21 protein-coding genes are annotated in these 21,233 nt (G+C 64.2%); 2 read left to right on the forward strand and 19 right to left on the reverse strand.

Annotation, left to right across the window (positions count from 1 at the left end):
• Nucleotides 1-13: 13 nt before the first annotated feature.
• Genes ACOGXA_RS12790 through ACOGXA_RS12800 form a run of 3 tightly spaced genes read right to left on the reverse strand, consistent with a single transcriptional unit; the run spans nt 14 to nt 2,600 of the window.
• Nucleotides 14-1,009, reverse strand: a complete 996-nt coding sequence (locus ACOGXA_RS12790) for a rod shape-determining protein (RefSeq protein ID WP_419924254.1) — start codon at nt 1,007-1,009, stop codon at nt 14-16.
• A 4-nt stretch (nt 1,010-1,013) separates the two neighbouring features.
• Nucleotides 1,014-1,505: a molybdenum cofactor biosynthesis protein MoaE gene (locus tag ACOGXA_RS12795; protein WP_419924255.1), complete on the reverse strand. Its 492-nt coding sequence runs from the start codon at nt 1,503-1,505 to the stop codon at nt 1,014-1,016.
• 51 nt (nt 1,506-1,556) lie between these two features.
• Nucleotides 1,557-2,600: an NAD-dependent epimerase/dehydratase family protein gene (locus ACOGXA_RS12800; RefSeq protein WP_419924256.1), complete on the reverse strand. Its 1,044-nt coding sequence runs from the start codon at nt 2,598-2,600 to the stop codon at nt 1,557-1,559.
• Between the two features lie 19 nt (nt 2,601-2,619).
• On the opposite strand from ACOGXA_RS12800, the gene ACOGXA_RS12805 reads away from it, so the two are divergent.
• A complete protein-coding gene (locus tag ACOGXA_RS12805; RefSeq protein ID WP_419924257.1) occupies nt 2,620-3,798 on the forward strand; it encodes a zinc-dependent metalloprotease in 1,179 nt (392 codons plus the stop codon).
• Here the strand turns inward: ACOGXA_RS12805 and ACOGXA_RS12810 are convergent.
• The 15 genes from ACOGXA_RS12810 to ACOGXA_RS12880 all read right to left on the reverse strand — a co-directional run bounded on the left by ACOGXA_RS12810 (nt 3,737) and on the right by ACOGXA_RS12880 (nt 18,461).
• Complete coding sequence (locus ACOGXA_RS12810; RefSeq protein ID WP_419924258.1) at nt 3,737-5,020, reverse strand: hypothetical protein; 1,284 nt, start codon at nt 5,018-5,020, stop codon at nt 3,737-3,739. The genes ACOGXA_RS12805 and ACOGXA_RS12810 overlap by 62 nt on opposite strands.
• Nucleotides 5,021-5,042: 22 nt before the next feature.
• Nucleotides 5,043-5,768 (reverse strand): response regulator, encoded by a 726-nt coding sequence (locus ACOGXA_RS12815; protein WP_419924259.1) that lies wholly within the window; start codon nt 5,766-5,768, stop codon nt 5,043-5,045.
• Complete coding sequence (locus tag ACOGXA_RS12820) at nt 5,765-6,967, reverse strand: ATP-binding protein (protein WP_419924260.1); 1,203 nt, start codon at nt 6,965-6,967, stop codon at nt 5,765-5,767. Before ACOGXA_RS12820 ends, ACOGXA_RS12815 begins: the two co-directional genes overlap by 4 nt.
• Nucleotides 6,968-7,013: 46 nt before the next feature.
• A complete protein-coding gene (gene phoU, locus ACOGXA_RS12825) occupies nt 7,014-7,757 on the reverse strand; it encodes a phosphate signaling complex protein PhoU (RefSeq protein ID WP_419924261.1) in 744 nt (247 codons plus the stop codon).
• A 20-nt stretch (nt 7,758-7,777) separates the two neighbouring features.
• The gene (gene pstB / locus ACOGXA_RS12830) at nt 7,778-8,593 is read right to left on the reverse strand and encodes a phosphate ABC transporter ATP-binding protein PstB (RefSeq protein ID WP_419926983.1); all 816 of its coding nucleotides are present in this window, start codon (nt 8,591-8,593) and stop codon (nt 7,778-7,780) included.
• A gap of 96 nt (nt 8,594-8,689) precedes the next feature.
• Nucleotides 8,690-9,646, reverse strand: a complete 957-nt coding sequence (pstA, locus tag ACOGXA_RS12835) for a phosphate ABC transporter permease PstA (RefSeq protein WP_419924262.1) — start codon at nt 9,644-9,646, stop codon at nt 8,690-8,692.
• A complete protein-coding gene (pstC, locus tag ACOGXA_RS12840) occupies nt 9,646-10,590 on the reverse strand; it encodes a phosphate ABC transporter permease subunit PstC (RefSeq protein WP_419924263.1) in 945 nt (314 codons plus the stop codon). Before pstC ends, pstA begins: the two co-directional genes overlap by 1 nt.
• A gap of 62 nt (nt 10,591-10,652) precedes the next feature.
• A complete protein-coding gene (locus ACOGXA_RS12845; protein ID WP_419924264.1) occupies nt 10,653-11,657 on the reverse strand; it encodes a substrate-binding domain-containing protein in 1,005 nt (334 codons plus the stop codon).
• 129 nt (nt 11,658-11,786) lie between these two features.
• Entirely contained in the window at nt 11,787-12,215 is a 429-nt protein-coding gene (locus ACOGXA_RS12850) for an NUDIX hydrolase (RefSeq protein WP_419924265.1), read from the reverse strand.
• A 68-nt stretch (nt 12,216-12,283) separates the two neighbouring features.
• The gene (ppk1, locus tag ACOGXA_RS12855) at nt 12,284-14,371 is read right to left on the reverse strand and encodes a polyphosphate kinase 1 (RefSeq protein ID WP_419924266.1); all 2,088 of its coding nucleotides are present in this window, start codon (nt 14,369-14,371) and stop codon (nt 12,284-12,286) included.
• Nucleotides 14,372-14,389: 18 nt separating this feature from the next.
• Nucleotides 14,390-14,683 carry a hypothetical protein gene (locus ACOGXA_RS12860; protein ID WP_419924267.1) on the reverse strand — a complete coding sequence of 98 codons (294 nt, stop codon included), beginning with the start codon at nt 14,681-14,683 and terminating at the stop codon, nt 14,390-14,392.
• Nucleotides 14,684-14,838: 155 nt separating this feature from the next.
• Nucleotides 14,839-15,678: a sugar phosphate isomerase/epimerase family protein gene (locus ACOGXA_RS12865; RefSeq protein ID WP_419924268.1), complete on the reverse strand. Its 840-nt coding sequence runs from the start codon at nt 15,676-15,678 to the stop codon at nt 14,839-14,841.
• Nucleotides 15,679-15,690: 12 nt separating this feature from the next.
• Nucleotides 15,691-15,870, reverse strand: a complete 180-nt coding sequence (gene tatA / locus ACOGXA_RS12870; protein WP_419924269.1) for a twin-arginine translocase TatA/TatE family subunit — start codon at nt 15,868-15,870, stop codon at nt 15,691-15,693.
• Nucleotides 15,871-15,925: 55 nt separating this feature from the next.
• Nucleotides 15,926-16,243, reverse strand: a complete 318-nt coding sequence (locus ACOGXA_RS12875) for a WhiB family transcriptional regulator (RefSeq protein ID WP_419924270.1) — start codon at nt 16,241-16,243, stop codon at nt 15,926-15,928.
• A 118-nt stretch (nt 16,244-16,361) separates the two neighbouring features.
• Nucleotides 16,362-18,461: a hypothetical protein gene (locus ACOGXA_RS12880; RefSeq protein WP_419924271.1), complete on the reverse strand. Its 2,100-nt coding sequence runs from the start codon at nt 18,459-18,461 to the stop codon at nt 16,362-16,364.
• 23 nt (nt 18,462-18,484) lie between these two features.
• Between ACOGXA_RS12880 and ACOGXA_RS12885 the strand changes: the two genes are divergently transcribed.
• Nucleotides 18,485-19,771 carry a family 1 glycosylhydrolase gene (locus tag ACOGXA_RS12885; RefSeq protein WP_419924272.1) on the forward strand — a complete coding sequence of 429 codons (1,287 nt, stop codon included), beginning with the start codon at nt 18,485-18,487 and terminating at the stop codon, nt 19,769-19,771.
• Here the strand turns inward: ACOGXA_RS12885 and ACOGXA_RS12890 are convergent.
• Nucleotides 19,753-21,162 (reverse strand): magnesium chelatase, encoded by a 1,410-nt coding sequence (locus ACOGXA_RS12890; protein WP_419924273.1) that lies wholly within the window; start codon nt 21,160-21,162, stop codon nt 19,753-19,755. The genes ACOGXA_RS12885 and ACOGXA_RS12890 overlap by 19 nt on opposite strands.
• Nucleotides 21,163-21,233: the final 71 nt, after the last annotated feature.

The following is a 21,233-nucleotide window of genomic DNA, read 5'->3' on the forward strand; positions in this document are numbered from 1 at the left end:
CCAATGACCGGGTTCACTCCATGAACATGGCCTGGACGTCTTCGAAGGATTCCAGGCAACGGCCCGCCCCGATCACCACAGCCTCCAGCGGGGTGTCGACCAAGCTGACTGGCACATCAGCAGCCTGGGAAAGCCGCTCGCTCATCCCTCTCAGCAGCGACCCGCCCCCTACCAGGTGAATTCCGCGGGAGATCACATCCTGCGACAGCTCTGGAGGCGCCTCTACCAGACACGACACCACCGAGTCCACGATGGTCAAGACCTGCTCGCTGATGGCTGCCCGCACTTCGAACGGAGACAACACGATGGTTTCCGGCAGGCCGTTCATGAGATTGCGACCTCGAACCTCGGCACTGCACTCACCGGCCACATAGGCCGCGGAGCCGATAGTTATCTTGACCTCTTCGGCAGTGCGCTCGCCGATGGCAATGCCGAACTCATGTCGAACATAAGACTGGATGGCAGAATCGATGTCGAACGACCCCACCCGGACTGCCTTGAGCGCGATAACCCCTCCCAAGGAGATGAGAGCGGTTTCGCTGGTTCCCCCACCGATGTCAACCACCATATTGCCGACAGGCTCGTGAATCGGCAGGGAGGCGCCGAGGGCCGCGGCGAGAGGTTGCTCTATGAGCCGGGTCTCGGCCGCGCCTGCCCGCCGAGCAGCCTCGACCACCGCCCGGCGCTCGACGGCGGTAATGGCCGACGGCACGCAGATGACCACCTTGGGGCGGATGAATCGATTTATCCCGGCGCGCAGGAGCAGCAAGCGGATCATGCGCTGGGTGACCTCGAAATCGGTAATCGCCCCTTTGCGCAGCGGGCGGACGGCCACGATGTGGGCCGGAGTGCGACCGATCATCTTCCAGGCGTCGCGCCCCATGGCCAGCACTTCGTTCGTCTTGCGATTCAAAGCGATAACCGAGGGCTCGTTGAGAATGATCCCCTGGCCGCGGGCGTAGACCAGCGTGTTGGCCGTGCCCAGGTCGATAGCCAGATCTCGGGCCATGAGATCAGCCGGCCGACTCTTCCGAGGAAACCACAGTCGCGGCCTCGGTAATGTGCTGGGCCTCCAACCCCCAGCTCTCACCACCCTCCCAAACCTCCCGCTTCCAAATGGGAATGGTCGCCTTCAGGCCGTCAATGCAGAACCGCGCCGCGGCGAAGGCCTCGTCCCGATGGGGAGCAGACACCGCCGCCACCACCGCCGACTCGCCGATCTCCACCCGGCCCACCCGGTGCAGCACCGCCACCCGACCGATGTCCGGCCACCTGACCCGAGCCTCGTCGACCAGCGCCTCCAGCCGGGGGGTCACCTGCTTCACGTAGGCCTCGTATTCCAACACCGTCACCCCCGCCCGTCCCTCTGAGTGGTCGCGGGCGGTGCCGCTGAACAAGACGATGCCGCCGCAATCCGGTCGGCCAACCCAAGAGAGCACCATGTCCAGGGGCAGCGACGACTCGCTGAGCCCTATCCACACATCAGCGGCTTCTGGCGGTCTCACAGATTGAGTGTAAACCGTGTGCTCCGGTGGGATTCCACCCCGTTGACGCGGTTACCGCCGAAAAAGCCATCGCGCGGCGGCCCAAATCCCCCATGCCAGCGCCAAGCCTCCCGCAGCCGCACCGCCCAGGGCGATCTGCTGGCGGCGGTGAGAGTCCAACATCCCCCACGGCTGGCCCTGACCCCCGGAGACAAGGGCCAGCTCGCTGGTGTGCTGAGGTGTCCAGCCCGCCGCACGAAGCCGATCACTGGCCACAACCCAGGGAAAACGGGCATACCGGAGCACGCCAGGGCTGATAGACCCGAGTCGGTACTTCCACCACCACCCGCTCAGACGAGCGAGCATCTGCTCTGGCATGCGGACGCGGGGACTCAAGCCCTCGAGGTCGAGGGTGGCGCCACTGCTAGTCCAGCCTTCTGGAGCGACGTTGTACACCCCGTTCAGGTCGCCCACCACCGACAGCTCCACCGCAGCAGCCAGATCATCCAGGTGAAGGAACTGAACTGGAACCTCGCTCTCTCCGGTGAGGCCGGCGGCGGCGCGCAGCGACCGGGCCACCCATCCCACATGATCTTCGGCCAGGCTGGCCGTGGGACGCAAGGTGACGATGTCCACCGCGGGGTGGTCCTCACCCCACTGGGCGGCAAACCTCTCCTGCTCAGCCTTGTCGACCGCAAAGCCGAACTCGGGGATCGGTCGCAGCGGGGAGGCCTCGGTAAGGGGAACCGGGTTGTCTGGCCATGCTCCGTACACCATGGCAGTGGACATCAGCACAACCCGACCGACACCGACAGAGCCGGCAGCCTGCAAGAGCCGGCGGGTTACCTCGCCATCACTGGTGCTCGCGGGGTCCTCGTCGGGCCATGGTTCCAACGCCGACGCCAAATGGACCAGCACATCCACATCGGCCAGCAGAGCGCCGAGCTGCAACTCAGCGACGTTGCCGCGCACATAGTCCATCCCGTGGATTGCGGGATCGGGGCGGAGATCGAAGCCGATGACCGAGCCAACCCGGCGATGACCCACCAGTCGCCGACATACCCGACGGCCCAGAGGTCCGCATGCGCCGACCACCGCCACGGTTAGCGGAGTCACGGCAGTAGCATAAGGCAGCGTGGACCGACCAGACTCACCCGACGAGTTCAATCCTTTCAAGGGGTTGCCGATTTTCGGAGATTTGAGCAAGCTCCTCTCCCAGCAGGCGTCATCCACATGGGAGACGGCGCGCCAGTTCGCAGTGGCGCTGGCTACCGATGCGCAGTCTGAGCCCAACGTCGACCCCGCCGACCGCATCGCCCTGGAAGAACTGGCCCGAGTGGCCGAGCTTCACGTGGCCAGCACCACCGGGCTGTCGACCACCCCCGAAGGTCAAACCGTGACCATTACCCCCGTGACCAGGGCGCAATGGGCCGTTGCCACCCTTGACGCCTACCAAGATCTGTTGACGCCCTTGGGGAGCGTGTCGGGCCGAGCTGAGAATGAGGAAGCAACCATCGATCCCGCTCAGGCCATGTTCGGCCAGATCATGAGGATGATCGGCCCGGTCATGTTGAGCATGACCGCGGGCAGCATGGTGGGGAATCTCGCTCGCCGGAGCCTGGGCCAATACGACCTGCCCGTTCCCCGTGACGGCTCAAAGCTCATGGTGGTGCCGGCCAACATCGACGCCTTGGCTGATGAGTGGAGCTTGGACCCCTCTGACCTGCGGCTTTGGGTATGCCTGAGCGAGCTGACCCATCATGCGGTTCTCTCTGTGCCCCATGTGCGCCGAACAATGGACGGGCTGTTGGCCGACTACGTCGGAGGATTTGAGTCTGATCCCGACGCGTTGGAGAGCCGGCTGGGCAATCTGGATCTCGTCGGCACTGATCCGCTGAGCAGCCTCCAATCGGTGCTGGGCGACCCCGAGGTGATCTTGGGGGCCGTCCGATCACCGGCCCAACGGGCATTGCTGCCGCAGATCACTGCATTGGTGACGGTAATCGCCGGATATGTCGACTGGACAATGGACAGCATTGGACGCGGGCTCATCGGCTCCTACCAGCGCCTCAGCGAAGCCCTGAGGCGGCGGAGGGTCACCGCCGACGCCGCCGATCGCTTCGTCGAGCAGATGTTCGGCCTCGAACTCTCCCAAGACCAGTACGACAGAGGGGCGGCCTTTGCCGACGGGGTGGTGGAAAGGGCGGGGACCGAGGGGCTGGCCCGCCTCTGGCGTTCGACCCGAGAATTGCCTACGCCCGCTGAAGTTGACGCTCCTGGCCTGTGGCTGGCCCGGATCGACCTTCCTGACTAGCCGTCCGGCTAAGCCAGAACAAAAGGGCGGCGACCGCCGCCGCTATGGCGATGAGGAGGAAGCCGACACGGGCGGGAATGGGAATGGCCACGGGAATGATCGCACCCAGCACCCAGAAAATCTGGAAGCGGGTTTCGAAGGCGGCGAACGAGCGACCGTGGTTGGCGCCCTCGGCATCGCGTTGCACGATGGAGTCGAAGGAGAGCTTGCCGGCGCTGGCGGTGATCCCCACACCCAAGGCAAGCAGAAGGGTCGAGCCGTAACCCCCTCCCCAGGCGGCCAGCAGACCCACTGCGAACAGGGCGGTCAACGCGGCGGCAATTATCACCTCCTCCCGAATCGTTTCCCGCAACTTGGGGGCCAGTGCCGATCCGATCAAGAAGCCGCAAACGGTGACGACGGCCACGATCCCCAGCTTCCAAGCCGGGCTTGCATCGGAGGCCACATCGCCTTGAAGGGCGTGGCGGACGCCGGCGCCGAATGCCTTGCCCACTCCGGAGAGGTTCACCGCATCGGCACCGCCACGGAAGGCGAACGCGGCCAGAAATGTCATGAAGCCGACAATGCCCCGCAGCGTGCCGGTAGCCGACGCCGCTGTGCGGATGCCAACGGTGCGGAGCTTGCTCGACTCACCGTTGTCAACCGGATCGGGAACCACTCGGCCCGAAGGCAGCGACAGCGAGGACAAGGCGCACAGGATGTACACCGCCATGGCCAGGCCAACCGCCCATGGCGCCCCGCCCAGCAAGTTGGCCAGCAGAGCGGGGGCGGCGCCGATAACCCCGCAAACGCTCGCCACCAGTGCCAATCGGGCATTGCCTCCCACAAACTGCTGCTCATCGCGCAAGATGAGGGGCACCATCGAGGCCTTGGCCACGCCATAGCTCTTCTGGAGGATCAGCATGGCGAACGCGAGGGGAAACAGCAGCAGCGAATCCATGTTCGAGATCATCAAGAAAGCGATGAATGCCCGGCCCGCATTGATGGCGAAGATCATGGGTCGCCGCCCACCGCGAAAGCGATCCAGACCCGGGCCGATCAACGGACCGACCACCGCGAACGGGGCCATCGTCAGAACCAGATAGAGGGCCACCCGAACCCGGGCCGCGCTGGGATCGATGGAAAAGAAAAGCGACCCCGCCAGCGCTATAGCGATCATGGCGTCGCCGGCAGCCGCTAGGGCATGAACCCTGACCAGCCGCAAAAACGGGGTGTTGATCACGTCTTGAAGACTACGGCGAGAACTACGGCGGCGTGGTCTCTGCCGCGACGCCGGTGGCGTACTTGTAGCCCAGGCCGCGTATGGTCACGATGCGGCTGGGGTTGGAGGGGTCGTCCTCGACCTTGGATCGGAGCCGCTTGACGTGGACATCCAGCGTCTTGGTATCTCCCACGTAGTCGCTGCCCCATACTTGGTCGATCAGCACATCCCGGGTCAACACCCGTCCCGCATTGTTCAACAGCAGTTCCAGCAGATCGAACTCCTTCAGCGGCAGCTCGATCTGCTCCCCCCGGACGAATACCTCGTGGCTCTCGGGGTCGACCGCCACATCTCCCACCTCGATGACCTCGCCCCGGAGTGTCTCGCTCTCCGCGGTCCACCGGGACCGACGCAGCAGCGACCGCATCCGGGAGATCAGCTCGCGCAAGCGATAGGGCTTGGTCACGTAGTCGTCGGCCCCCACTTCCAAGCCAACTACCGCATCGATCTCCTCGCCTTTGGCAGTGACCATGATGATGGGCACCTGGGAGCGGGCCCGGATCTGGCGGCAGACATCGACCCCTGAAACCAGGGGCAACATCACATCGAGCAGAACGATGTCGGGAGAGAAAGCACTGAAGAAATCAAGTGCTTCCTTGCCATCGCGGGCGACGTTCACTGTGAAACCCTCACGGGTCAGTCCCACCGTCAGCGCTTCGACAAAGGATTCCTCGTCCTCAACGATGAGAACCCGGGCCGACCCGCTCATTCCTGCACTCCAATGGATTGCAGATCTTGGGAATCCTCTTGTTCGACCGGTTCGTCATCGGACACCGGCACCGCCAGCGTGAATGCCGAGCCTTCTCCCACCGTTGACTCCACCCGGATCTCGCCCCCGTGGTTGGTGGCCACATGGCGCACAATGGCCAATCCCAAGCCCACGCCGCCATCGGATCGCCCCCGGGAGCGGTCTACCTGGTAGAAGCGCTCGAAGATGCGCTCTTGGTGACCCTGGGGGATCCCATAGCCCTGGTCGCGCACCTCAACCTCGACCCGGTCGCCTTCCATTCGGGTTGTGACCCTGACCGGTTGGTTGGCCTCGGAGTACTTGACCGCGTTGTCCAGCAGATTGAACACCGCGGAGGTGAGCTGGCGACGATCTGCCCGGACCACCAGATCCAGCGCGGGCAGAACGGTTTCGATGGGAACCTCCTTGTCCTCTGCGGAGGGCTTGACCCGCGCCAGTGCCTCGCTGATCACATGCTGGATCGCAACTGGTGCCTGCTCAGACGCCTCGTTGCTCTCAATCCGGCTGAGCTCCAGCAGGTCGTCCATGATGTCGGATAGCCGGATGGCCTCAGCCTGCACCCTCGCCGCCAACCGGGAGGCCACCTCGGGATCGGTTTCTTCCGCCAAAGTCTCGGCCAAAAGGCTGAGCGCGCCCATCGGGGTTCTGAGCTCGTGGCTGATGTTGGCCACAAAGTCGCGGCGCATGGCATCCAAGCGCTGGGGCTCGGTGATGTCGTCGATGAGGGCTACCGAGCCGTAGTCCTTGCCTTCGAACCGCAGCGGCATGGCGCTGACGAACAGGCATTGGCGAGGTGGGCCGAACAGTTCGACCTCTCGCTCCACCGCTCGTCCACGGGCCGCTTCGGCCAGCAGCTCGGCCACTGCGGCCTCTACTAGGGCCTCGCCGTGGCGAGCTTCGATGAACGGTCGAGCGTAGAGATTGCGGTACAGCACGGTGCCGTCGGGATCGGCCATGACCACTCCCTGGGTGATGGCGTCCATCGACAGCCGGAGACGGGTCTCGCTTTCCACTACCCCGTCTTCATGGCGGCGGTGCAGTTCATCGTCGCGGCGACGGCTCTCTTCAGCGTCGACAAAGTGCCGGTGCTCACGCCACGCCACTGCGGCGGTTAGCGCCAACACCACCACAGCGACCACCACAACGAGGGTCACGATCACCCCAACACCCCTTGCCGCGGGCTAGAGGCGACCCGTGACACCACGCTCACCCCTCGTCGGTCTCTCCGTCGGTCTCTTCGCCGGTTTCGTCGAGGTGGTAGCGCTCTCGGATCTTCAATCGGGCCGACCCGGTGTGTTCGGGAAGCCATCCCGTCACCATATACACCACCCGTTCCCCGATATTCACCGCATGGTCGCCGATGCGCTCGTAGTACCGGCTGATCAAGCAGAGCTGCACCGCGGCCTGAAGGTCGATGGCGCCCACGTTGTGGGCTTGGAACACGGCCTGAACGCAGTCGCGGTTCAAGCCGTCGAGCTGGTCGTCGATGTCGTCGAGGGCGGCGGCCAGCCCCGCGTTTCCGTCCACGTAGGAGTCGACGGCCAGACGCATCAGCCGGCAGGCTTCCTCGCTCATTCTCACCAAAAGGCCCCGGAGGGTGGCGTCGTAGCGGGTGCCGTAGATACGCCGGGTGGCCTTGGCGATGTTCACGGCCAAATCGCCCGACCGCTCCAACTCGGCGTTCAGCCGCAGGGCGCTGCTGAGGGCCCGCAGATCGCTGGCCATGGGGGATTGGAGGGCCAGCACATGGTGGCAGCGCTCCTCGAGATACACCGACAAGTCGTCGAGCTCGTCGTCAGCGGTAATGAGCTGCTGGGCCAGCTCCAAGTCGGACTCCAGCAGCGCCTCGGTGGCCCGTGGTACGGCCTCGGTGACGAGCGCGGCCATCCGGACGATCCCCGATTGGATCTCGTCCAGTTCTTCGTGGAAGGACTTGCGCAGTTCTCCCACCCCGGGCTCTGGGCCGGTGCTCAGCCGAACCGTCCGGTGACGTAGTTCTCGGTCCGCTCGTCAGAGGGATTCGAGAAGATGGTCTCAGTGCGGTCGTACTCCACCAACAGTCCGCACCGCTGGTCGGTAGTGGAGTCGAGCTGTGCGGTGAAGAACGCGGTGCGATTGCTGATGCGGGCAGCCTGCTGCATGTTGTGGGTGACGATCACGATGGTGTAGTCGTTCTTGATCTCGTGCATCAGGTCTTCTATGCGGGCGGTGGCAATGGGGTCGAGGGCCGAGCATGGCTCGTCCATCAACAGCACATCGGGATCGACAGCAATCGCCCGGGCGATGCACAGGCGCTGCTGCTGGCCGCCGGACAGCCCCAGCGCCGAGTCCTTCAGCCGGTCCTTCACCTCGTCCCACAAGGCGGCCCGATTCAGCGACTGCTCCACGATGTCGTCCAAGTCGCTCTTCTTCTTGGCCATCCCACACACCCGGGGGCCGAAGGCGATGTTGTCGTAGATCGACTTGGGAAACGGGTTGGGCTTCTGGAACACCATCCCGATGCGGCGGCGAACCTCGACCGGATCCACCCGAGGGTCGTAGATGGGGACTTTGCGGAAGTCCAGGCGACCCTCCACCCGGGCGGTGGGGATGAGGTCGTTCATCCGATTGAAGCACCGCAGAACCGTGGTTTTTCCGCAGCCGGAGGGGCCGATCATGGCGGTGATCTCGTGCTCGTACACCGTGAAGGTGGCGTCTTGGACAGCTCGGAAGTCGCCGTAGTACACGTTCAGATCTTCCACTTCGAACACCGTGTCGCCGGTGCTGTCGGGGACGGCCGCTTGCATCGTTCGGTCGATGTTCAGACCGAGTCGAAGAGAGGCTTCCGGTTCTGCTTGCTCCATCAGATCAGTCCTTATGCTTTCAGAGACTGCTTCCACCAGTCACCCTCTCTTCTTCTCGAAGTGGTTGCGCAAGAAGATGGCCGCCGCATTCATCAGGATAACGAATACCAGCAGCACCACGATGGCTGCCGCCGCGGCCTCGGCGAAGCCCGGATCGCGCCCCGAGTTCTGCACCCATTCCACGATGATCACCGGCATGGCCATAAAGGCCTCAGCGTTGATGGCACTGAAGTCGAAAAAGCCCGGATTGCCTCCCAGCCGGCCGGAGACCGCGCCCACCAGAAGCAGCGGAGCGGCTTCACCGATACCTCGAGACATGGACAGCAGCGTCCCGGTGAAGATGCCGGGCGCGGCGTAGGGCAGCACCTGACTGCGGATCATGGTCCACTTGGTGGCCCCCACGCCGTAGGCCCCCTCTTTGAGTCCTTGGGGCACGGCTCGGATCGCCTCTTGGGCGGTGATGATCACTATGGGCAACACCAAGATAGCCATCGTGATGCCCGCGGCGGCAATGGACTTGCCGCCGGTGAGACCGCCCAGGCTGTTCACGAACAAGAACAAGCCGAGCAGGCCATACACAATCGAGGGAACCCCGGCCAGGTTGCGGATGTTCAATTCGATGAACCGGGTGAAACGGTTCTTGAGGGCGTATTCCTCCAGCCAGATGGCCGCGCCGATGCCGATGGGGAAAGCCAGCACGGCTACGAAGACGGCGATCCAGAACGTGCCCACCAAAGCTTGATGCACACCCAGCTTGGGATCGTCGGATAGGGACCGCATGGTGCCGGACAAGAAGCCGCCCGGTCGTCCGGTAAGCAATCCCCAGGCGTCGATCACCACGTCCGCGATGAGTACGCCGAGGATGAACAGCGAGATCAGCAGGGTGACCAGCAGGGTGATCTGGAAGACCCGGCCCCGCACGTCGGTGGCCCGACGCTCCATGGCCTGCACCATCATCTTGTTGGTGCGATCGCCGATGAGCCGTGCCTTGGCCATCAGTACTGCTCTCTCACCCGGTGGACGAAACGGTCGGCCACCAGGTTCAAGGCGAAGGTCACCACGAACAGCATCAGGCCCACGAAGAACAGGCTCTGGAAGGTGAGGCCCTCACCCACCACGCTGTCGGTGCCCCGGGCCAGTGAGGTCATCCCCGCGGTCATGGTGAGGCTGCCGCCCAGAGGGTCATGGGTGTAGACGGCGGTTTGGGCGGCGCCCCCAGCCATGAACACCACCATGGTCTCGCCCAAAGCCCGGGAAACAGCCACGATGAAGGCTGCCATCAGCCCGGAGACGGCGGCGGGCAGCACTACTCGTATGGTGGTGGTGATCTTGCGGGCCCCCAAGCTGGAGGAAGCCTCCCGCAGCGACATGGGCACCGCCTTCATGGTGTCTTCGGAGATGGACGCCACCAGCGGTACCACGAGCACCCCCACGCCGATGCCGGCGGCCAGCAGCGAGCCGGCAGCCGGTCCGCCGAAGAGGGTTTTGACAACGTTGGGGGCGATCCACTCCAGAGCGAAGAAACCGAGCACCACGCTGGGAATCCCAGCCAGGATCTCCAAGATGGGTTTGAGGGTTCGGCGGACACCGGGGCGGGCGTACTCCGACAAGTAGATTGCCGCGCCCAGGCCCAGCGGGCCGGCCACGATCATGGCGATGCCCGTCACGATCAAGCTGGCCACGATCAGCGTCTTGATGTCGTAGATGCCCCGGCGGGGGAACCAGCCGATGTCCCACACCGAGCCCCAGTCCACCTCGACCATGAACGTCCAGGCTTCCGAGAACAGCGACCAGATGATGAGGCCGGAGATGAGCACCGATACCAGTGCGGTGGCCCCAAGGGAGTCTCGGATGAGCCGCTCCTTGCGAGCCTGCCGGGGGTTCGCCGTCAGTGATTCGACGGAAAACCCCTTGGCAGGATCGACCCGGGTGTCGCTCACGACCACACGCTACTGGTCATCGGCATCGTTGCTTGGCATCTACTCGAAGTCCAAAATCCGGCCTATCGGGCTGCCCAGTTGGCCCGGGTGGCAGCCTTGGCATCGTCGGTTAGGTTCACGTACCCGACCTCGCTGACCGCGGTGCCGAGGCCGTCGTCGCTCATGTAGTAGTCCACATAAGAGACCAGGGCCGGGCTGGCGTCGGCCTTGGCCTTGTTGACGTAGATGTACAGCGACCGGGACACCGGATACTCGCCCGAGGCGATGGTGTCGGCACTGGCGCTCACGCAGCCGCCGCCGCCGTCCACATCCAGCAGCTTCACACCCGAGGCGTGGGCCGCGAAGGCGAACCCGACCCAGCCGAAGCTGGTGTCGCTCGACTGGATGCCCTGGATGATCACGTTGTCGTCGGCGTTGGCGCTGTAGTCGGGACGAGTGGTGGCGTCTTGGCCCCGCTCGTCGGCGGTGTCCTCCAGCACGATCTCGACAAAGCTGTCAAACGTGCCCGACTCCTCGCCCGGACCATAGATATCCAAGTCGGCATCTGGCAGATCGGAGGTTGCAAGACCAAGCGACCCGGCGTCAGACCAAGAGCCGAAGCCAGTCGACTCCGGGCCGACCAGGCCGTAGATGTCGTTGAAGGTCACGCACTCCACCGGGTTGTTCTCCCCGGTCATCAACGCGATGCCGTCGATGCCCACCCGCAGCTCTACATACTCGATGCCGTTGGCGGAACAGGTCTCGGCCTCGGCTTCCTTGATCGGGCGGGAGGCGTCGGAGATGTCTGTCTCGCCCTCGCAGAACAGCTTGAACCCGTCGCCGGTGCCGGGACCATCCACCGTCACCGACACATCCGGCTGCACGTCCTCGAACAGCTCGGCCACTCGAACCGAAATCGGCTCCACCGTCGATGAACCCGAAATAGTCACCCGACCGGAGACACCGTCCCCAACATCCCTGCCAGCGCTTCCGACATCGTCATCGTCGCCTCCTCCACAGGCAGCCGCGACGAGCGCGAACGCTGCCAATAGCCCGACGACAAAAACGAGCAGTTTTCGTAGCCTCACATGTCCTCCTTGACTGCACGCCGATTGGCGCAATGGATCAGCTGCAAATATAGGCAGGGCGGGTTTCCGACCTGCCGCGACCGTCTGAACGGAAGGTGAACAGGTAAGGAAGTTTTGGAGCGGCCGCGGTTAGGCCAGGACGCTGGTGCCCACCAAGGCCAAGAACGCGCTCACAATCTTGAGGTCGCGCTCGTTGGTGAAGTAGTTCAACGACTCCACCAGGGGTATCCAGGCGATGGCGTCTACCTCGAGACTGGGGGAGAAGCTGCCGGAAATGGCGTCCATCTCCCAGTAGTGGACTTGACGGGTCCGACCCCGCCGATCGGTGTATTCCACCATGTCGAGTTCTCTGCCCAACTCGCAGACGTAGCCCGTTTCCTCATGTACCTCTCGCAGCGCGCACTCGGCCAGCGTCTCCCCCGGATCGAGTTTGCCCGCGGGCAGCGACCAGTCGAGGTGTTTGGGCCGATGAACCATCAGAACTTCCAACTCGCCGTCGTTGTGGCGGGTGATGAGTCCGCCGCCGCCGAGTATGACTGCCACTGTTCCGGGCTGCACGAGGATAAACGGTAGAGCTTGACCGCATTGAGGACGCGGATACCCGGCAAACTGCGCTGCTTGGAAATCTAGGAAACAGCCGCCGTAGTCAACTGCTCGAAGGCGGTGTGAGCATCAAAACCGGTCTGCGGGGGAACCCGCTGCCAGCTTCCGTCGGCCAGCAGATCCCAGGCCAGCGTGTCGTCTTTGAGGTTGAATTCCAAGATCTGGTCGAGCCTACGGCGCAAATCTGGGTCCACCACCGCCACTAGGGCTTCGATCCGGCGGTTGAGGTTGCGGGGCATGAGATCGGCTGAGCCGATGTAGTAGGCGGGGGCGCCGTTGCCCTCGCCGTTGCCGAAGTAGTAGATGCGGCTGTGCTCCAGATAGCGCCCGATCAAAGAGCGGACCCGGATGGTCTCGGACATTCCGCCCACCCCGGGGCGCAGGCAGCAGATTGCCCGCACGATCAGATCGATGTCCACCCCGGCCGCCGATGCCTCGTACAGCGCCTCCACCATGTCGGCGTCGGCAAGGCTGTTGATCTTGATGATGATCCGGCCCTCAGTACCGCGGGCCGCCTCGTTGCGGATCAGCTCGGTCACTGTGCGACGAAGGCCCTGGGGCGCGGGCACCAGACGGCGGAACTCGATGTTTCGGCCGTAGCCGGTCAGGGAGTTGAACAGTTGGGTCAGATCGACCCCGATGTCGGGATCGGCAGTGAACAGGCCCAGATCGGTGTACACCCGGGCCGTGATGGAGTTGTAGTTGCCGGTACCGATATGGCAGTAGCGGCGCACGCCTTCGGCCTCTTCCCGCACCACCAGGCAGGTCTTGGCGTGAACTTTGAGCCCGACCAGCCCATAGGCCACGTGAACGCCGGCTTGCTCCAGTCGGCGGGCCCACTCAATGTTGGCCTCCTCGTCGAAGCGGGCCTTCAACTCGACCACCACCGCCACCTGCTTGCCGCTCTCCGCGGCCCGTATGAGAGAGCGCACAATCGGGCTGTCGCCCGAGGTTCGATACAGCGTGAGCTTGATGGCCAGCACCTTGGGGTCGTTGGCCGCCTGCCAGATGAACTCCTGCACCGTGGCGGTGAAGGAGTCATAGGGATGGTGGACCAGGATGTCCCCCTCGCGGATGCGGGCGAACAGATCTATCGGCTGATCGCCGGTCGTCGCCGAAGGGAGGGGGTTGACCGACTTCCATGCTGGGTTCTTGAGGTCGGGGCGGTCGACGGCAAGAAGATCCCACAAACTGGACAGCTCCAGCAGTGTGTCCACCTCGTAGACGTCGTCACGCTCGATGTCGAGTTCGTCGATCAGCAAGTTGCGGATCTCCGAGGACACCAGACGCTCAACCTCCAGGCGGACCACGCTGCGGAATCGGCGGCGCCGCAGCTCAACCTCAACCGCGGCCAGCAGGTCTTGGGCCTCGCCCTCGTCGACGGCCAAGTCGGCGTTGCGGGTAACCCGGAAAGCCACCGTCTCGGTGATCTCCATCCCCGGGAACAGGGTGGGGAGGTGCGCGGCAACCACTTGCTCGATGGGCACAAACCGATGCTCGGCGGGGAGTCGGAGGAATCGCCCGAAGGTGGCCGGGACCTTGAGGCGGGCAAATCTCTGGTGGCCGTCGGCCGGGTCGACCATCAACACGCCCAAGCTCAGCGACAGATTGGAGATATAGGGGAACGGATGGCCGAGATCCACTGCCAAGGGGGTCAACACCGGATAGATGCGGTCGTCGAACTCGCCGGACAGGAACTTTCGGTCTTCGTCGTCCAAGTCGTCCCAGTTCAGAATCTCGATGTCGGCGTCGGCCAACTCGACAGTCAAGCCGCTCAAGCAGCGGGCGGCCCTGTCCATCTGGGCGTCCACCTCGATGCGGATCTCATGGAGTTGCTGGGCGGCGGTGCGCCCGTCGGGCGTGGTGCCGGTGAACTGGCCGGCCAGTTGGTCCTTTAGGCCGGCCACTCGAACCTGGAAGAACTCGTCAAGGTTGGAACTCCAGATGGCGCAAAACTTGGCCCGCTCCAAAAGGGGCACCGACGGGTCTTCGGCTTGGGCCAGCACTCGGCTGTTGAAATCCAACCACGAGAGCTCGCGATTGATGAATCGCCCAGACTCTGCGCCTATGTCGATTCCTATGTTTTCTATGTTGATGGAATCCAAATCCATGTCGCGCGGCCTTCGCTCCTACCTCCCACCAGACTCCCCCTCCTCTTCTTCCTCGTCGTATCCCAAATCCCAGTCGATGAGCAGATTCTCCCGCTCGGCATCCCGATTTACCCTCTCCCGGTTCCGGCGGAACTGCGGATCGTGGGGCGGGAGCAGCAACAGGCGGGCTTCGGCCCGGACCTTGAACTGCTCGATGTGGCCCGAGTCGCCGAAATCGGAGGCGAAGTCCCAATGAGGCGCCACCGGACCCATATAAACCACCTTGACATGCCCAACCGGCGGCTCGGGCAGGGCGTCTACGGTCTCAGTCATGGTGTTGCTCCTGTAGGAGATGGGGCCGTGACATTGTAACCGCGTCGGGGGGATATCCCGAATGCCCATATCACCGCCATAATCAGCGGCCGGACATCCGATTGCGCCGCTAGCGCAGACGCCTGCCGCGCCGCGCCGCCGCCAGAGAACCGCGCTCAGGACAATACTGACCGGGTTGCCGCCATGACCTTGGGAGCCATGGATTGAGGGCCGGCCGCGGCCAGAGTGCTGCTGAACACCTCGGGAAACCAGATCGGGGCCGCTCCGACATCGGAGAGGATGCCCAGGACCTCGGCAAAGTCGACCGAACCGTCGCCGGGAAGCAGCCGGGCGGTCATGGTCTCGGTGGCGATGTCCATGTCTTGAGGGGGCTGGGCTGGGGCATCGCAAAGCTGAACCACCCGCAGCATCTCTGAGGGTATCTGGCCCAGCAGGTCGGGGTTGGGGCCTCCGGGCTGGCGGAACCAGTGCCAGGTGTCGACCATGATGCCGCTGTTGTCGCAGTCGGCTCGCTGCACGAGTTCCCACGCGGTGGCCAGATCGGCGATACCGGTCCAGGGGAGGAACTCGATGCTGACCTGCAATCCGGCATCGGCGGCAGTCAGGCAGAGGGTCTTGAAACAGGCGGCCACCTCGTCCATGGGGGGCAACGTGGATTCCATGGTGACTGCCACCAGTTCCCGGCTGCCCACCGCGTTGGCGTACTCGCTCAGACCGGCAATTTCTGCCGCGGCCGCATCGCGATCAGCGTTCAACCAGCCGAAGGCCGCTTCAGCCACGGGATGGGTCAGTTGAAGCTCTTCCAGCCGGTCAGCCAGCCAGGAGGCGTCCACGCCGGCCATTCCTAGGGTGAACGGCCAAACGCTGATGCCGGTATAGCCTGCATTGGCCGTCTCGACCAGCGATGATTCCAACTGATCAAAGGTCAGCTCAAACGGATTGACGGACATCGTGGCCAACGACATGACCAGTTCTTCAGAGGTAGCTACAGACATCGGGGGGCGATGCTATGCGTCTTTGGGCTTCTCGTCGGTTTTGTCTTCGGAGTTCGACTCGTCGGTGACACCTTGCTTGAACTCTTTTTGAGCTTGACCAAGTGAGCGGGCCAGCTTGGGAAGCTTGGCCCCGCCGAACAGCACCAACAAGATGGCCAACACGATGATCAGCTCGGTTGCCCCGAGATTCATAGCCTCAGGCTACCCCGGAAGAACGCGGCTCGCATCATGCGGCGGCCAGCTCGGCTCAAGCACCGGAGCTCTCGGCCACTGCGGTCACCGGCTCCCGAACTCGGGTGAGCCCTCGAGCCCGGCGTACTCGGCGCCGCTCCCGCTCGCTCATGCCGCCCCAGATGCCGAATTTCTCACCGTTCACGATGGCGTACTCCAAACACTCCTCGCGCACCACGCAAGCCCGGCAGACCTCCTTGGCCTCTCGGGTGGACGCCCCCCGCTCCGGGAAGAACAGATCGGGATCCACCCCCAGGCAATTGGCCAGCGCTTGCCAGGCCCGGCCATCGTCGCCCGTCTCAGATTGCCTCGCAGTTGTCTCCACCAGTCTCATAGCACCCCTCCTGGATTGCCCGGTCGCGGAAACGACTCGCTTGTAATTTCAACAACGTAACTCTGACACGCAACGGCCAACAATGCAAGAGGGATTTTTTGGCCGCCGGGAACGAGAGTCAGCGGCGGCGACCGCCCAGCAACTTGCGCTTGTGCTCTACGAAGTCCACCAGCACGTAGTCGCCCAAGGTCTCCGGGGTGGTGAAGAAGGCCCGACCGCCGTTCAGCTTGGAGATCTGCTCGATGAAGTTGGTGAGGTAAGAGGTGGCGTCCAGCATGAAGGTGTTGATTCTTATGCCCTCGCGGGTGGCCCGCATGACCTGCTCCAGGGTCTTGTCCACCGTTTCCCGAGCGGGGGGGTAGGAGAAGAAGGGCCGGCCATGCTCGTCCACGTGGGCAGTGGGCTCACCGTCGGTGACCATGATGATCTGCTTGGTCCCGCTGTGGCGGGCCAGCATCTGGCGGGCGAGCATGAAGCCGTGCTGCATGTTGGTGCCGTACACGAAGTCCCATGACACCTCGGGCAGATGCTCGGGCTTGACTTCTCGAGCGATCTCGCTGAACCCCACTATGCCCAGGAAATCTCGGGGATATTGCGAGCTGATAAGGGAGTGGAGGGCCATGGCCACCTTCTTGGCCGGCAGGAAGTTGTCCCTCATGGGCATGGACAGGGACAGGTCGAGCATGAGCACGGTTGACGACCGCACGATGTTCTCGGTGCGCTCCACCTCGAAGTCCTCCGGCAACAGCTCCACCGGAGTGCCGCCCCCGGTTCGCTGGATGGCGTTGCGGATGGTCCGCTCGATGTCCAGGTTGAAGGGATCTCCGAACTCGTAGGGCTTGGTGTGGTACTCCCGCTCGTGCCCCCCGCCGAACATCTCCATGGCGTGCTGGCCCACCCGGTCTTGCTGGAGCTTCTTGAACAGATCCGACAAAGCGTTCTGGCCGATCTGGCGAATGGCCCGGGGCGTCAGCTCCAAACGGCCCTCCCGGTTCTCGATCAATCCGGCCTCCTCCAGCAGCTTGGCCAGATCGGCCATTTGCTCGAGGCTCTGGGCCGCCTCGTCTCCCAGCAGCTCCCCGGCTCGGTCGATGTCCACCTCGGCCAGCGCGCCGGGGTTGTTGGCCCCCCGCAGCAGGTTGTCGAGCTGGTCCAAGTCGCCCAGCTCTTGCATCATCTGAGCAGCCGAGGCGAAGTCGAGCGGATCGGCCCCGCTGAAGTCGTACGAACGGTCCCACCCGGCATCGGGGAACATGGCCTGGAGGTTCTGGGATAGCTGGCTCACCTGCCAGCGCAGGTCCATATCTTCCAGAAGCTGCTCGGCCAATCCCTGGAGCTGTGCCCGCTGCTCGGGCGTCATCGACGCCATCATGGCTGACATGGCCGCCATGCGCCGGGCCATGACCTCCAGCAGCTCGCTCAGCGTCCGGGGATTCTCGGGGAAGAAGTCGCCGTAGCGCTCCATGAAGCTGTCGAAGTCGCCCTGGAGGCGCTCGTCCAGCAACCGGTTGCGCTCGCCTGGGTCGTCGATGTCGGGGGAGAGCTGCTCGTCGGCCGTCTGGCGCTTCTCCAGCAGGCTGTTGAGCTCGGCCATCATGTCTTTGGCCCGGGCCAGGTCCTCGGGGGAGAGGTTGTTCATCCCGTCGGTCATCTGGTTCACGTAGTTCTGCATGAGCTGTTGGCGGAGCTGCTCCACCAAGTCGTCGAACCGCTGCTGGGCCTCCGACGAGGTGAACTGGTAGTTGTCCAGCTCTTTGATCTGCCCGGCCAGATCGGGGGGCAGCATGTCGAGTTGGAACCGGCGCTGGGCCACGGTTTCGGTGGTAATGGCGGCGCGGCGCTCGTCCCCCGACTTGGTGACCGAGGCGGCCAGATCTTCCAGCGCGCCGCGCTCCATGTCGATCACGTCGCGCAGCTCTTGGGCGATGTCGTCGTAAACCCCGCCGAGGTCGTGCTGGTCCAACCGCTCCTGGCGCTGGCGGCGAAGTTGCTCCATCATCTCCCGCAGGCCCTGCACCCTTTGGCCGTCAACCTCGAAGCCCTGTTGGAGAAGGCGGCGCAGGGCAGCGTTCACGTCGCCGTGGTAGAGGAGGTCGTCGTTCATCTCCGAGAACAGGTCGGTCGCGGAGAAGTCGAATCCGGTCTGGGTACCGTCCCAGCGGGAATAGGCCACCCGGTGAGCGGACCGGCGGCGGGCTCTTCGCCATCTCCGAAGCATCTCGCCAACCTACTCTTAACGAAGTGGGAAACAGCAGCGACACTGCGGACGCCCAGTATCTCGGGGGACCGGCCAGAGACCCAGGCAAGTCGGACAGCCAATTCGCCTGGGGATGGACCGGGGACTCAGTTGCGCTGGAAGGGGTTGCCGCGGCCGCTGACTGGTCGGTGTGGGAGCGAGACGGACGGGCACCCCAGTCGGGTGAGGGTTGCGGGTTCGGAATCGATTTTCGGTCCGACCTCCACATGCTGGCTGATTGGGGGTTCACCGAATGCCGTCTCCCAGTGGAATGGGCCCGCGTCGAGCCATTGCCCGGCAAGCTTGACCACGACGCCATCGATCGTTACCTGGACATCTTGGCCGCGGCCCGAGATGCCGGGCTCCGAACCTGGCTGGTGTTGCAGAACACCACCCTGCCCGGTTGGTTCACCGACGACGAGGGGGGTTGGAGCAGCCGGCGGGGGCGAACGCTGTGGTGGGCCCGCTGGATTGACCGTTGCGGGGAGTGGTTCTCCGACCGGGTGGCCGGATGGGTACCGGTGGAAGATCCGGTGGGCTGGGCGGTGCGGAGCCGCATCTTGGGCCGGCGTCCTCCCGGTCGCCGTCTCGTCGCCGACGGTGTGGAGGCCGCCCAGCACAGCCTGGAAGCCACATTCGAAGCCTGCCGACTGCTCCGCAGCGGGCGCCTCCCGATCATGGGCGTGTTCGGTGTCCATACCGTTTTCGCCGCCGACCAGCGGTCCGACACCCTCGCCTGGCAGGCGTGGTGGGACCGCCTGCTATGGCAGAGTTGGATATCGGCGCTGACCGACGGTGAGATCGCCGTGCCCGATCGCCCGATTGCGGCCCGCGAGGAGTTCCGGGACGCGCTCGATGTGGTGGGGGTGAACTTCGACGCCCCGGTGTCCGTAGACCGACGCGGACTTTTGGGGCCGCACCCGCCCTCGGCCCGCTGCGATGACTCCGGCCTGGCGCCCGAGCCCCAGGAATTGGGCCGGGCTTTGGCCCGCCTGGCCGACATGCTGGGAGACCGGCCGCTGGCAGTGGCCGGGACGGGCGTGTCCACCACTGATGAATCGTGGCGAGACCAGCTCTTGGGACAAACGCTGGATCAGGTCGAGGCCGCGAGGTCAGACAACACAAACGTGGTGGGGTTCTTCGCCGACACCGCGATAGACGGGTACCACTGGCTCCAGGGGAGGTCGACCGCCCGCGGCCTGTTCGACAGGGACCGCAATCCCAAAGACGCCGCTTTCACACTGAGCGATCGGATTCGGGGAATCCGGGCAGATCAGGTTCTGCCCCGATAAACCGCGGCACCGGCCAGGGACTCCTTGTTGAGGCGCTTGGACAGGTGGAGGCCCTCCAGCACGAACTCAATGCCACTGGCCACCAGCGCGGGATTCTCCAGATCACCGGGCTCATAGCCCAGTGCGGACAGCGCGCCGGCGAACGCGGGCACCTCGTCGACCAGGGCGACATAGTCGACTGAGGAGATGTCATCGCCCGCGTTGACCACCCGGCCCTCCTCGAAGGCCTCGATCACCTCCTGCTGCACTTGGTGGTCGACCGCGTCCTTGAAGGTTTGGCGGACAGCCTCCTTGCGGAGGTTGTCCAGAATCTCGGCTTCGCGGTCGTCTTCGATGGTCTCTATCTCGATCTTGCCCAATGTGGAGGGAGTCAGCGCGTCCAGATCGGTTACACGGGGCACGGCCGCAGCCTCGCCGGTACGCAGCGCCCGCCGGATGGCCGCGGCCACCAGCGTCTCGTAGTTGGACACCGTCAACCGCACCGATACCCCCGAACGCTGGTTGATGTGGGGACTCCGGCGGGCCAAGAAACTGAGGTACACCAGCACCTCGCTCATGAAATCGGGCATCGTCACCAGCACGTCGGCTTCGGGTACCGTCACCTCCTGTTCAGTGATGTCCAGCTCAATGTCCACATCGGTCGGATAGTGGGTGCGGATCTGAGCGCCGAATCGGTCCTTGAGCGGGGTGATGATGCGACCTCGATTGGTGTAGTCCTCGGGGTTGGCCGACGCGAACAACAAGATGTCGAGGGGCAGGCGGATCTTGTGGCCCCGGATCTGCACGTCCCGCTCCTCCAGCACGTTGAGCAGCCCCACCTGGATACGCTCGGCCAGATCGGGAAGCTCGTTGATGGCGAAGACTCCCCGGTTGGTGCGGGGCACCAATCCGTAGTGGATGGTGAGCTCATCGGACAGGTAGCGGCCCTCAGCCACCTTGATCGGGTCTACCTCGCCGATCAGGTCGGCAATGGAGGTGTCGGGAGTGGCCAGCTTCTCCCCGTAGCGCTCGCTGCGGTGGACCCAGGCCAGCGGGGTGTTGTCGCCCTCGGCGGCAATCAAGTCTTTGGCGTGCTTGGAGATGGGATTGCCCGGGTCGTCGTTCACCTCTGAGCCGGCCACTATGGGCAGCCACTCGTCGAGCAGGTCGAGCACCAGGCGGATCATCCGGGTCTTGGCCTGGCCCCGCTCGCCCAGAAAAATGATGTCATGGCCGGCCAGCAGCGCCGTCTCCAGCTGGGGGATGACGGTGTCTTCATAGCCCCAGATGCCGGGGAACAGGTCTTCGCCGGCTCGGATTCGGGCTATGGCGTTGCGGCGGATTTCATGCTTGACGGAGACCGACTGCCAGCCGGAGGCCTTTAGTTCGCCGAGGGTGGTGGGCTGTGACATAGGAGAGGAAACTAGCCGACTGCGGGCCACCCCCCACAACGACCCATTTGCAGGCCCGCCGCCCGCCTCCG

This window comes from Candidatus Poriferisocius sp. (genome assembly GCF_965208475.1).
GTDB lineage: Bacteria > Actinomycetota > Acidimicrobiia > Acidimicrobiales > Bin134 > Poriferisocius.